Annotated in this window: 10 protein-coding genes; 6 read left to right on the forward strand and 4 right to left on the reverse strand. The window is 43.1% G+C overall.

Features of this window, described 5'->3' with window-relative positions; genetic code table 11:
- Positions 1–48: 48 nt before the first annotated feature.
- Both nrdA and ubiG read right to left on the reverse strand, forming a co-directional pair.
- On the reverse strand, positions 49–2,337 hold the full coding sequence (nrdA, locus tag BSQ33_RS00535; protein WP_088132890.1) for a class 1a ribonucleoside-diphosphate reductase subunit alpha: 2,289 nt from the start codon (positions 2,335–2,337) through the stop codon (positions 49–51).
- A 426-nt stretch (positions 2,338–2,763) separates the two neighbouring features.
- Positions 2,764–3,471, reverse strand: a complete 708-nt coding sequence (ubiG, locus tag BSQ33_RS00540) for a bifunctional 2-polyprenyl-6-hydroxyphenol methylase/3-demethylubiquinol 3-O-methyltransferase UbiG (protein WP_088132892.1) — start codon at positions 3,469–3,471, stop codon at positions 2,764–2,766.
- A gap of 383 nt (positions 3,472–3,854) precedes the next feature.
- On the opposite strand from ubiG, the gene gyrA reads away from it, so the two are divergent.
- The 4 genes from gyrA to BSQ33_RS00560 all read left to right on the forward strand — a co-directional run bounded on the left by gyrA (position 3,855) and on the right by BSQ33_RS00560 (position 8,944).
- Positions 3,855–6,590 carry a DNA topoisomerase (ATP-hydrolyzing) subunit A gene (gene gyrA / locus BSQ33_RS00545; RefSeq protein WP_021020376.1) on the forward strand — a complete coding sequence of 912 codons (2,736 nt, stop codon included), beginning with the start codon at positions 3,855–3,857 and terminating at the stop codon, positions 6,588–6,590.
- 390 nt (positions 6,591–6,980) lie between these two features.
- Positions 6,981–7,157: a hypothetical protein gene (locus tag BSQ33_RS21760; protein ID WP_021020374.1), complete on the forward strand. Its 177-nt coding sequence runs from the start codon at positions 6,981–6,983 to the stop codon at positions 7,155–7,157.
- A gap of 300 nt (positions 7,158–7,457) precedes the next feature.
- Complete coding sequence (locus BSQ33_RS00555; RefSeq protein WP_021020373.1) at positions 7,458–8,054, forward strand: GTP cyclohydrolase II; 597 nt, start codon at positions 7,458–7,460, stop codon at positions 8,052–8,054.
- Between the two features lie 233 nt (positions 8,055–8,287).
- Entirely contained in the window at positions 8,288–8,944 is a 657-nt protein-coding gene (locus BSQ33_RS00560) for an MBL fold metallo-hydrolase (protein ID WP_021020372.1), read from the forward strand.
- Here BSQ33_RS00560 and BSQ33_RS00565 read toward each other — a convergent pair.
- Entirely contained in the window at positions 8,938–9,618 is a 681-nt protein-coding gene (locus tag BSQ33_RS00565) for a DUF2982 domain-containing protein (RefSeq protein WP_021020371.1), read from the reverse strand. The two genes, BSQ33_RS00560 and BSQ33_RS00565, sit on opposite strands and share 7 nt — an antisense overlap.
- Positions 9,619–9,926: 308 nt before the next feature.
- Between BSQ33_RS00565 and BSQ33_RS00570 the strand changes: the two genes are divergently transcribed.
- Positions 9,927–10,283 (forward strand): hypothetical protein, encoded by a 357-nt coding sequence (locus BSQ33_RS00570; protein WP_021020370.1) that lies wholly within the window; start codon positions 9,927–9,929, stop codon positions 10,281–10,283.
- Positions 10,284–10,370: 87 nt separating this feature from the next.
- Here BSQ33_RS00570 and BSQ33_RS00575 read toward each other — a convergent pair whose 3' ends face one another.
- Positions 10,371–10,847 (reverse strand): MarR family winged helix-turn-helix transcriptional regulator, encoded by a 477-nt coding sequence (locus tag BSQ33_RS00575; RefSeq protein WP_021020369.1) that lies wholly within the window; start codon positions 10,845–10,847, stop codon positions 10,371–10,373.
- 486 nt (positions 10,848–11,333) lie between these two features.
- Between BSQ33_RS00575 and BSQ33_RS00580 the strand changes: the two genes are divergently transcribed.
- Positions 11,334–12,908, forward strand: a complete 1,575-nt coding sequence (locus tag BSQ33_RS00580) for a BCCT family transporter (RefSeq protein WP_021020368.1) — start codon at positions 11,334–11,336, stop codon at positions 12,906–12,908.
- Positions 12,909–12,954 lie beyond the last annotated feature (46 nt).

Below are 12,954 nucleotides of genomic sequence, written 5' to 3' on the forward strand. Positions count from 1 at the left end.
GTAAAACTGGTATATGTTGACAGAGAAAAGTTCTATCCGGTATACGCGTTAAATCTTACAAGCGCCACCGGCACAATCATCATCTTCAGTGATTGATGAAGTGACATCCTTCTGATCGTCTTTCGCGCCATCTCTTGTATTGTGATAATACAGGGTTTTTACACCGAATTTATAAGCAGTCAGTAGATCCTGAAGTAGTTGCTTCATTGGCACTCTGCCGCTTGCGTAACGCGTCGGATCATAGTTTGTATTTGCAGAAATCGATTGGTCGATAAATTTTTGCATGATACTTACAAGATGTAGATAGCCTTCATTTGAACCGATATCCCACAAGAGCTCGTAGTTAGATTTCAACTCAGTAAACTCAGGCACCACCTGTTTCAAAATACCGTCTTTCGATGCTTTCACTGAAATATAACCACGTGGTGGCTCAATCCCATTGGTTGCATTTGAAATCTGAGACGATGTTTCTGAAGGCATCAGCGCTGTCAGCGTTGAGTTTCTCAAACCATATTCCATGATATCGGCACGAAGCTGATCCCAATCATAATGCAATGGTTCAGCACAGAGTTGGTCGATGTCCTTTTTGTAGGTATCAACTGGCATCAGGCCTTTCGCATAGTTGGTTTCATTGAAAGCAGGGCAACGACCTTGCTCTTTTGCCAAATTCATCGATGCTTTGAGCAAATGATATTGCATGGCTTCAAAAGTACGGTGAGTGAGGTCATTGGCACTACCATCAGAATATTTGACGCCATGTTTTGCCAGATAATAGGCATAGTTGATCACGCCAACACCCAGCGTCCGGCGATTCATGGTTGCTTTACGCGCAGCAGGGAGTGGGTAATCTTGATAGTCAAGCAGCGCATCCAGTGCGCGGACAACAAGATCAGAGAGACCTTCAAAGTCATCTAAAGACTGAATCGCACCAAGGTTGAAGGCAGACAGCGTACACAGTGCTATTTCGCCTTCTTCATCTTCAACATTGTTCAATGGCTTGGTTGGTAATGCAATTTCAAGGCACAGATTCGATTGACGAACCGGGGCAACGCTGGCATCAAATGGACTATGAGTATTGCAGTGATCAACGTTTTGGATATAGATCCGTCCAGTGGAAGCTCGTTCTTGCATCAGCAGGGTAAAGAGTTCAACTGCTTTTACGGTTTCTCGCTTGATTGAAGCGTCATTTTCATACTGAGTATACAAACGCTCAAACTCTGCCTGATCTTGGAAGAAGGCATCGTAGAGCCCCGGTACATCCGAAGGGGAGAACAAAGAAAGATTGCCACCCTGAACCAGACGTGTATACATTAACTTGTTGAGCTGAACGCCGTAATCCATATGGCGGACTCGGTTTTCTTCAACACCACGGTTATTTTTAAGGACCAGCAGAGATTGTGCTTCGCGATGCCACAGAGGATAAAAGACTGTCGCAGCCCCCCCACGAACGCCACCTTGAGAGCAACACTTTACAGCGGTTTGGAAGTATTTATAGAAAGGGATACAACCGGTGTGAAATGCTTCTCCGCCACGGATTTCTGAACCCAGTGCACGAATACGACCAGCATTGATACCAATACCTGCACGTTGTGACACGTAACGGACGATAGAACTCGATGTTGCATTGATTGAGTCGAGGCTGTCACCACACTCAATCAAAACACAGGAGCTAAATTGGCGTGTCGGGGTACGGACACCGGACATAATCGGTGTTGGTAACGAGATCTGAAACTTCGACGTCGCATCGTAGAAACGTTTGACATAGCTCAGCCGTGTTTCCTGAGGGTATTTGGCAAACAAGCAGGCTGCGACCAGAATATACAGGAATTGGGCACTCTCATAGATCTGTCCTGTTACACGGTTTTGGACAAAATACTTACCTTCCAATTGTTTGACGGCAGCATAAGAGAAGTTTAGATCGCGGCGGTGATCGATATAGTTGCCCAGTTCGATCCACTCTTCCTGCGTATAATCTTCAATGAGATGGCGGTCATATTTGCCCATCTCAACCAGTTTTGTTACGTGATTAAATAATGTCGGCGGCTCATATTGACCGTATGCTTTTTTCCTCAGATGGAATACGGCAAGTCTGGCGGCAAGATATTGGTAATCTGGCGAATCTTCGGAGATTAAATCGGCGGCGGATTTAATCAGTGTCTCATGAATGTCGGAAGTGGTGATGCCGTCATAAAACTGGATATGGGCTCGGAGTTCAACTTGTGAAACCGATACATTTTGCAGCTCTTCTGCTGCCCATGCGATAACCCGATGGATCTTATCTAGATCGATTTGTTCTTTACGTCCATCGCGCTTTGTAACTGTGAGTTGTTGGTTCATTCTGCTTTATTTCCCTAACAAAACTGATAAGACCGACTATGAATTATTTGAGGTTTAGGGTCTTGCTTATCTGATATAAATAACATTATGCGTCAAACACAATATATAGGGTCTTCGTGCCTTGCGGATTACAAGATAGTGCTATTGCGGGTTTATTTCAAGTTTGTCATCAGGGGACATCTTGTGGATAACCAGCGCATGAAATTTTTTTGTTAGTAGCTGCTTACTGAGAACCTGTGTTTACAAGAGAATGGCAAAACAGGTGACATTTATTTGAGTGAAGTTCTACTAAAATGAAAAAAAAACAGCTTGATCTTTAGTGGTAAATGATCAGATCAAATCTCTGGTGTTAATTTCATCAATATGTATGAAAAACGTGCACCAGCAAGCCGATGCACAGACTTGATACAAGGTCCAAAAATGACCTTATTCGGGCAATATGGTATGCACAATATAATTGACATCGACTCGATGTCCGAGACGATATGTTTGGGTGAAGGGATTGTAGTGTAGCCCCGTGATCCCTCGTTCTTGCAGTGGGGTCTGATCAATCATCCGGAATAACTCTGAGGGACGGATAAATTTCTCATGGTCATGTGTGCCTTCCGGGACAATCTTCAGCAACTTTTCTGCACCGACAATCGCAAATAAATAGGATTTCAAATTACGGTTTAGGGTTGAAAAGAACACATGTCCGCCGGGCTTAACCAGTCGGGCACATGCCTGAATAATGGATTGAGGTTCAGGGACATGCTCGATCATTTCCATACATGTGACCACATCATAAGCGGCTGGATGACGTTGGGCGTGTTCTTCAATGGTTGTCTGGACATAATCAATTTTTAAATGACTCTCTAGTGCATGCAGCCGTGCAACTTCGAGTGGTTCTTTTCCCATGTCGAGGCCTGTGACCGTCGCACCTTCGCGTGCGATACTTTCAGTGAGAATACCACCACCGCATCCGACATCCAGAACGTGTTTACCGAATAGCCCATTGGCTTGTTGCAAGACATAATCTAGGCGAAGTGGGTTGATTTGATGCAGTGGTTTAAACTCTCCTTCCAGATCCCACCATCGGGAAGCCATGTCTTCAAACTTTTGAATTTCTCTCGGGTCCACATTCTGTGTCGTCATTTTCAGATCCGTTGTTGATATCTACATTGTCGCAATCGCGATGTACCGTTTTGCTCGTCGTATTATACAGAAATGCAATGTCCCCGAAAGTTTCAGTCTCTGAAACCCGCAATATTTACTATCTATTCATCTCATCAATTGATCCTGGTTCGCTAATATCCTGATGACGGTAGAAAGTGGATTGGCTTATACGTTGAAAAAATGCACTGATGAATCAATGACTCTTGAAGAAGTGAATAAAATATAGGCAGTTAATTCGCGACCGATGTAACAAGCTGAGAAAAGGAGAGTGAAAGTGATGCCGAAGTAGCAAAACCTGTGTTATATTTTCCGGTCTTATACGTATCGAATATACGATCAAACTATAGAGGGACAATGGCTCTATGAGCGATCTAGCTAAAGAGATCACGCCTGTCAGTATAGAAGATGAGCTGAGAGGCTCGTACCTTGACTATGCAATGTCGGTCATTGTAGGTCGGGCACTTCCTGATGCACGTGACGGACTTAAACCTGTGCACCGTCGGGTACTATACGCAATGAGCGTGTTGGGGAATGATTGGAATAAACCCTACAAAAAATCGGCCCGTGTTGTCGGCGATGTCATCGGTAAATATCACCCCCATGGTGATAGTGCCGTCTACGACACAATTGTACGGATGGCACAACCGTTTTCACTTCGTTATATGCTGGTCGATGGCCAGGGCAACTTTGGCTCAATTGATGGTGATTCTGCGGCAGCAATGCGTTATACCGAAGTTCGGATGGCAAAAATTTCCCATGAGCTGCTTGCCGATCTGGATAAAGAAACCGTCGATTATGTCTCAAACTACGATGATACCGAGCAAATTCCAGCCGTATTACCAACAAAAGTACCGAACTTGTTGGTCAATGGTGCTTCTGGAATTGCGGTTGGTATGGCGACCAACATTCCGCCCCATAACTTAGGGGAAGTTATCGATGGATGCCTTGCTTTCATCGACAATGAAGATATTACGATCGATGAATTGCTCGAATATATTCCGGGCCCGGACTTTCCAACTGCTGCCATGATTAGTGGACGGAAAGGTATCATTGATGCCTATAAAACGGGTCGGGGGAAAATTTATCTCCGCTCCAAAGCGGATATCGAAAGTGATAAGAATGGTCGTGAAACCATTGTTGTGACTGAAATTCCGTATCAGGTCAATAAAGCTCGTCTGATCGAGAAGATCGCGGAACTGGTCAAAGATAAAAAAGTCGAAGGTATCAGTGCACTGCGCGATGAGTCTGATAAAGACGGGATGCGTATTGTTATCGAATGTAAGCGTGATGCTGTCGGAGAAGTGGTACTGAACAATCTGTATTCACAGACTCAGTTGCAAACGACTTTCGGGATTAACATGGTTGCTCTCGATAATGGTCAGCCCAAACTGTTTAACTTGAAAGAACTGTTAAAGTGTTTTGTTAACCATCGCCGTGAAGTGGTCACCCGTCGTACGATTTTCGAATTACGTAAAGCTCGGGATCGTGCTCATATCCTTGAAGGTCTGGCTCTTGCACTGGCAAATATCGATGACATTATTGAGTTGATTCGTCGTGCACCGACACCAGCAGAAGCCAAAGCGGGTCTATTGGCGCGCGGCTGGTCTTTAGGGGATGTGGCAGCGATGCTGGAACGTGCGGGTGTAGACTCTGCACGACCTGACTGGCTGGAACCACAATATGGTATCCGTGATGGTCTGTATTTCCTGACAGAGCAACAGGCACAAGCGATTCTTGAGTTAAGACTGCACCGCCTGACCGGTCTTGAGCATGAAAAGATCCTCGATGAGTACAAGGGATTACTGGAAGAAATCGCTGAGTTAATGTTGATTCTTTCCAGCACTGAACGTCTCATGGAAGTTATTCGGGAAGAACTGGAAACGATCAGAAACGGTTTCGGTGATAATCGTCTGACAGAAATCACAGCTGCTTCACATGATATTGATATGGAAGAGCTGATCGCGCGTGAAGATGTCGTTGTTACTTTATCTCATGAAAGATATGTGAAGTATCAGTCTCTGAGTGATTATGAATCCCAGCGTCGTGGTGGTAAGGGCAAAAGTGCCACGAAGATGAAAGACGAAGATTATATTGAACGTCTGTTGGTGGCGAATACACACGATAATATTCTGTGTTTCTCGACGCGTGGTAAAACGTATCGTCTCAAAGTGTATCAGTTACCTCATGCGACTCGGACTGCGCGAGGGAAGCCAATCAATAATATTCTTCCGCTGGAAGAAAATGAACGGATCACGGCTATTCTTCGGGTTGCTGAATATGCTGCAGATAAATTTATCTTTATGGCAACCGGTGATGGGACGGTGAAGAAAACACCGCTTGATCAGTTTGCCAATGTTCGCTCTAACGGTCTGATTGCTGTGAACTTACGGGATGACGATTCATTGATTGGTGTCGATATTACGGATGGGAACAGTGAAATCATGTTGTTCTCTAAATTCGGTAAAGTTGTGCGCTTTAAAGAAGCAGAAGAAATCGCCGTCGTGGATGAAAATGGTCAACCAGTGCTGGATGAAAATGGCCAGCCGGAGATCAAATTCAAAGGCGTGAGACCAATGGGTCGTACTGCATCGGGTGTGCGAGGCATGAAACTGGCTGATGGTGATCAGGTGGTATCGTTAATTGTACCGAAGACCGATGGTGATGTACTCACAGTCACTGAAAATGGTTATGGTAAGCGCACCAGCCTGTCTGAATACCCAACGAAAGGCCGTGGGACTCAGGGGGTTGTTTCAATCAAAGTATCTGAGCGTAACGGTAGCGTCGTTGGTGCGGTGCAGGTTGATGAAGGTGATGAGTTTATGATGATCACCAATGCTGGAACATTGGTTCGAACCCGTGTCGGAGAAGTCAGTCAGGTTGGTCGTAATACTCAGGGCGTGACACTGATTCGGACTTCAGAGGACGAAAAAGTGGTCGGCCTACAGCGAATCGAAGAAGTGGAAGATGCTGATATCGATATTGATATCGAGTCTGAAGGTGCGCTAACAGGGGATGCTCCTGAGGTTTCGTCATCAGACGTGGCATCGCCTAATGAGGATGATCTCTCAGATGAGCAAAATCAGTCTGAAGATGATTAATTCTGACGAATATCAGCGATAACGCTTATAAAATCGAGATATTTGCCTAATGCCGGTCAGTTAAAAGCTGACCGGCATTTTTTATAAGAATCGTTTTGCGATTTTTTCTCACCATACCAGCCTGAATCGGGGTCTCTGGTTGGTGGGTATAAACCATTAAAAATTCACAGCAGACAAATCGCCCATTTTTTGCCCGATGGGTTGCTTGCTATGACATTTATCTGGGGTTGACAGCGTAATTGACAATGAAATTAACAACTTACTCAGTTGCTCTTAGCAGAAAAAAATAACATAAAATGTGATTCTTATTCCAATAATTGAATATTCATAGGACAATAAATGAGAAAATGATAAAATTTTTCTACTTGTTACCGATAATGGATAGATGCAGTGGACTCTCAAGTAACTCAGTTGAAGAAAGACTTCTACCAGCAGATTATGTCGCAGCACGCGTATGCATTTCCAAATACGTCTTCAACATTGTCACTTTTAACTGATGAAGAGCTGGAGCAGATTGAAAGAGTCTGGATCGAACTAATCATGTGGAAAAAAGCGCAGACGCATTAACAGGTAGCGGCTCATACATATAAGAAACCCGGTAAATCAACTGATTACCGGGTTTTTTATATTGAAAATTTGTAGTGATGTAATACATGTTGCTATTTATCAGGCAGGTCAGTGGTGTTTGATGCGTATGATTTGCAAGGATTACGCAGCAATATGGAATAATCTCTTTTTCTCTCGGACATCTAGTGGTATTTTCTATTTGTAATATTATAACGTCACCTCGTATTCGCGATGGCGACGTAAATGCAAAATATTTTGATTGTTATTGATATAAAAATATCTGAGTAAGAGAGTACTGATATGGCGGATGTCCGAGCCAGAGTGGATTTAAAAGTTGGAGCAAAAAGTGATATTGATGCTGAGATCCTCTCTTTTCACGGTTTGAATACAGAGAAAGAACACGTTGCTTTGATTTTTAAATCTGCAGACTTAAATCAAGAAATTCCTTTAGTGAGAATGCATTCAGAGTGTCTGACTGGTGATGTATTCCACTCATCAAGATGTGACTGTGGTGAACAACTAGAAGAAACTATCACGAAAATGGGAGAGTTGGGTGGAATCATTCTGTACCTTCGTCAGGAAGGGCGGGGGATTGGTTTGTATAATAAAATTGATGCCTATCGGCTTCAAAGTCAGGGGTTGAATACTTACGAAGCAAACCGAGAGCTTGGTTTTGATGATGATCTCAGAGAGTTTTCTGAAGCTGCGCAAATGCTGAAGGCTCTGAATATCACTAAAATTCGCTTAGTTACGAACAACCCCAAGAAAGTGAATGATTTGAAAACACATGGCATTGAAATTGTCGAGATTGTCCATACGGCTGCCCATATTAAAGCTGGTAATACCGACTATCTGAAAGCAAAAGTTAGTTATGGTAAGCATAAACTCTCACTGTAAGTGAAGCAATTTCACTGATTATTCATCCCATTATCTCATCGATGTTTTGACGTATTCTATATTGTGTCAATATGGCCTCTGCGTTCATCACAACAAGAACGAGTGGTTCTCAGACTAAGTTTGTGGTGAGTGATAGAGGCATTTTGAATAGACGATTTGTCGTTTAGTCGAGCCTTGTCAAAGCTATCTTGGAGTGTCATAGTTCACTGAAATTAGGTTTTATAAGGAAAAATATGTCTCTTCAATATCAAATAGTCCCCGTAACGGCTTTTGCTCAGAATTGTTCAATTGTTTGGTGTGATGAAACAATGAAGGGCATCGTGATTGACCCCGGTGGTGATGAAAAGCATCTTGCAGAAGTGATCCAGGGATTAGGTGTACAAGTTGTACATATCGTTCTAACGCATGGACATCTCGATCATGTCGGTGGCACGCAGGCTTTGCAACAATCGCTTGGCGATGTCGATATTATTGGCCCTCATCAAGCCGATCTGTTTTGGCTACAAGAGCTGGAAAATCAAAGTCAGATGTTTGGTTTTCCCCGGACGACATCATTTGCCCCCGATCAGTGGTTGAATGAAGGGGATTGGGTTGCTTTTGGCCATCAAACGCTTCAGGTTTATCATACGCCAGGTCATACTCCGGGTCATGTTTGTTTGTTTAGTGAGTCAGCAAAGGTTGCTTTTGTCGGTGACGTTTTGTTTCAGGGAAGTATCGGAAGAACTGACTTTCCTCAAGGTGACTTCGAGACACTCATTCGTTCGATCAAAACAAAGCTTTGGCCATTGGGCAATGATGTCACGTTTATTCCCGGCCATGGCCCACAATCAACATTTGGTCATGAACGAGCTTCAAATCCTTTTGTTGCGGATGAGATGCCTCTCTATTGATGAGATAACTCCGGCTCTGCTGCTGCAATATAGCGCCGGGCCATTCCAATCAGTTCATCGCCTTGAATGCCTAAATCACTCATGGGGATGAATATATCATATCCATGATAGTTTCTTTGATAGCTCATCCGGTTTGCCAGCATTGCCAGTAAGCCGGAATATAGTTGTCCATCTGCCGATTTATATAGACTCGGATCCAAAACAATATCTTCAAACTCAGAGAGTCGGATATGATGCTGTTTCATGCCCAAATAGAGTAACCCACGCTGAGACAACAATATGTCACTGATAATGCGAGGACAAATACTGTCAAGATAAGGTGTATAGGACTTCAGACGAATACCGACCCACGGGAGTGATTGGTGCCAGCCATCGATATTGTAGGTACATTGATTAATCTCTTGGATATTGTTCCACTTAACAACCCAACCACCGCGAAACGTATGTTGTTGGAAATGGGTTGCGGTCAGCGTATAGCGCACCTGACTTTTGCGGATCAACCAATAAAGCAGTACTGCGACACCGGAGAATAATGCAGTATAAACCAAAGCCAGAGAGAGTGTGTTGGCTGTCATGATGATAAGCAGGGCGACTGTAGCATACGCAATTATCATTAAACGTACAGATCGCTGCTGAAAATCAAATTCAAAATTTGAAAGATGAACCGTCTGCATATCTGTTCCACAATCATTTGGCACGATGTTTTTTCTTCAATCGATGATTCTCCAGAAGAAATAACGACTTGGGAGCTGACACTTGAAACTCCTGAACATAATATCGCCAAGTATTGAGAAGATACAGTGCTCTTGTCTCATCGTTGCTTTATCAGTGCTGATTTGTTTGCTTTTTAATCATTTTCAGCCTAAAAGCGGACTTTTCATGCCAAATCATTTCTGCTGTCTATAAATTAAGGAAAATTTTTGATATAAACCGCACTTTGTTTAATGAATACTGTCTCGGCAGTTGTAATGGAGAATATTCGATGAGACTTGCTCACAAGCGTAATGTGCAGAATAAACTGCAAAAGCGCATGAAAGCCTTTGCTGTAAAACCGACTTTAAAACAGTCTGAAACTAAGATGCAGACCCCTGTTTCTTCGGTTCAGCCAAAGGTAGCGAAAATCGTCAACGAAAATCTCACCCCGAAGCAGGCACAAGTGCTGGACATTGTGACTCAACATGTTGATGGCATTAATCCGAAAAGCATTGGACTAGAAGCTGGTCAGGAAGAAACAAAAGCGGCTAGCTGGGCAACAGGGGCACTGAAAAAACTTTTAGAAGATAATCTTGTTGAAAAAGTGCAACTGGCGGGGAATAAGGTGCTTTATAAACGCGCTTAAACTTGATTCGTGCTAAAAAGATCCAGTCGTGATGTCATTCCGCTGGATCTTTTAAGAAAGTAAGCCATTGCCTCTATCGTCAATTCGTTACTCGTGATTCAAGATACTACCAATTTCTAACATCGGTGCGACATCTATATTATCTGCTTTCATCATTGCTGAAAGGCGCTGGATCGAAGATAGCAGTAATGTCTGCTCCCACTCTTCCAACTGTTGAAACTGAGAAACAAAGTTGTCCTGCAAGGGCTGTGGTGCTTTATGCAACAGTTCCTGACCGAATTCCGTCAAATGAGCGTGAACTTTTCTTTTGTCTGTCACACTACGTACGCGGCGGACATAACCATTCCTTTCCAGACGATCAAGAATGGTCGTTGCTGTGGCCTGACTCATATTCGTATTACGAGAAAGTTCACGAATCGTGACTTCACCTAACTGTTCGATCGATCGCATCAGTATCAGTTGCGGTCCTGTGAGCCCTGCAATTTTGCTTAATTTTTTTGAATGGAGGTCAATAGCTCGGATGATCTGGCGTATAGCAACCAGTACTTCTTCATGTTTTTCCAAAATCAATATCCAGACTTTGAGTGATTACTAATATAAATAACGCGGACATTATCTTACTTGTTCACAGAAGAAAAGTATTGATGTCGTCGTTTTCTTTGCAATTTTTTCAGAAAAGAAGGTGACTGAAACGTACCTTACTGAGTTGTTCAGACAAAGGATGACATGAATGCCATTCGGTTGCAATGCAGTCGTATGCGAAACAGTAGCATAAGATTTTTACGATATTGTAATCTACATAAAATATTAGTGTACAAAACATTTTTGTTAGTAAAGTTTGTTAGCTGTGTTTTATTTTTGACCATAAAATTCTATTTTAGTTGTTTTTTGGTCTATTTTTTAACCATTTGATAGCGTTATTGATTTTTTTAAGATAAATTATTCTATGACCATTACGTATTTGTTTATGGCATATTTAGATGATTTTTAGCTGATTTTCCTAAGGATAGGCAATAATAATTTGAAGGCTAAATCATAAAGAGGGGAATTATGACCAAAGGTATTGATAAATATAGTATCGACAGTACAGATTACACTGTCGGTCAGGATAATGTGCAGAAATGGGGGTTTGATGTCCATAACCCCGTATTTGGTATTAGCGCGGGGTTAATCCTGTTGTTCCTTGTTGCAACGTTAGTCGCTGATCCTGAAACCGCAAAATCTGTTTTAGACGGTATCAAATGGAAAATCATCGGTAATTTTGACTGGCTCTTTATTTGGGCTGGTAATATTTTTGTGGTTTTCTGTTTGATTCTTGTGGTTTCACCATTCGGTAAGATTCGTTTGGGTGGACAATCAGCGACGGCTGATTACTCTTACGTCTCTTGGTTGGCGATGTTATTTGCTGCCGGTATGGGGATAGGCCTGATGTTCTGGAGTGTTGCTGAACCTGTGGCATATTATACTGGGTGGTATAATACGCCGTTAAATGTTGCAGCATATTCACCGGAGGCTGCAAAACTTGCGTTAGGAGCGACCATGTTCCACTGGGGACTACATCCGTGGGCTATTTATGGGGTTGTTGCTCTGTCTCTCGCATTTTTCTGCTATAACAAAGGGTTGCCGTTATCGATACGTTCAATCTTTTATCCGCTACTTGGGGATCGTGCTTGGGGATGGCCCGGGCATCTGGTTGATATCCTTGCCGTCGTTGCGACGTTATTCGGATTAGCGACGTCGTTAGGACTTGGTGCACAACAGGCAGCAAGTGGTATCCATCATGTCTTCGGTATCGAAGCTGGTATCGGGTTACAGGTCGTTGTCATTGTTGTTGTTACTATGTTAGCTGTTGTTTCAGTGGTTCGTGGTATTGATGGCGGTGTCAAAGTCATTTCGAATATCAACATGATCATCGCTTTCTTACTGTTGGTCGCGGTGGGTTTGATTGGTTATGCTGTTACGTTTGACTCGATTAAAACCACGTTACTTGCCTATATTGAAAATATTATTCCTTTAAGTAATCCTCATGGCCGTGAAGATGAAGCATGGTTCCAAGGCTGGACTGTATTCTACTGGGCTTGGTGGATCTCTTGGTCACCATTTGTCGGTATGTTTATTGCTCGGGTTTCAAAGGGTCGTACGGTGAGAGAATTTATCACAGCGGTACTTTTTGTTCCGACACTTGTGACTGTGGTTTGGATGTCTGTATTCGGTGGTATGGCGATTGATCAAGTGGTTCATCAAGCTGGTGAACTGGGCCATAAAGGAATTACTGAAGTTTCACTGGCGATGTTCCAGATGTTTGATGTCTTACCTTACGGCAAAATACTTTCTTTAATTGGTGTTGTATTAGTTTTGGTATTTTTCATTACTTCTTCTGACTCCGGTTCGTTGGTTATCGATAGTATTACCGCTGGTGGTAAGGTTGATGCTCCTGTGCCTCAGAGAATCTTCTGGGCTTCGATTGAGGGTGCGATTGCAATTGCATTGTTATGGATTGGTGGTACAGAAGCGATTCAGGCACTACAAGCGGGTGCGATTTCAACAGCCCTGCCATTCACATTTGTCCTGCTGATGATGTGTGTCAGTCTGGTTATGGGAATGAAAACCGAACGATTGGATTAATTGATCGGTTTGTTGAAACTGAAAAAAGCCGACATATGTCGGCTTT

This window comes from Vibrio gazogenes (assembly GCF_002196515.1).
GTDB classification, from domain to species: Bacteria; Pseudomonadota; Gammaproteobacteria; order Enterobacterales; family Vibrionaceae; genus Vibrio; species Vibrio gazogenes_A.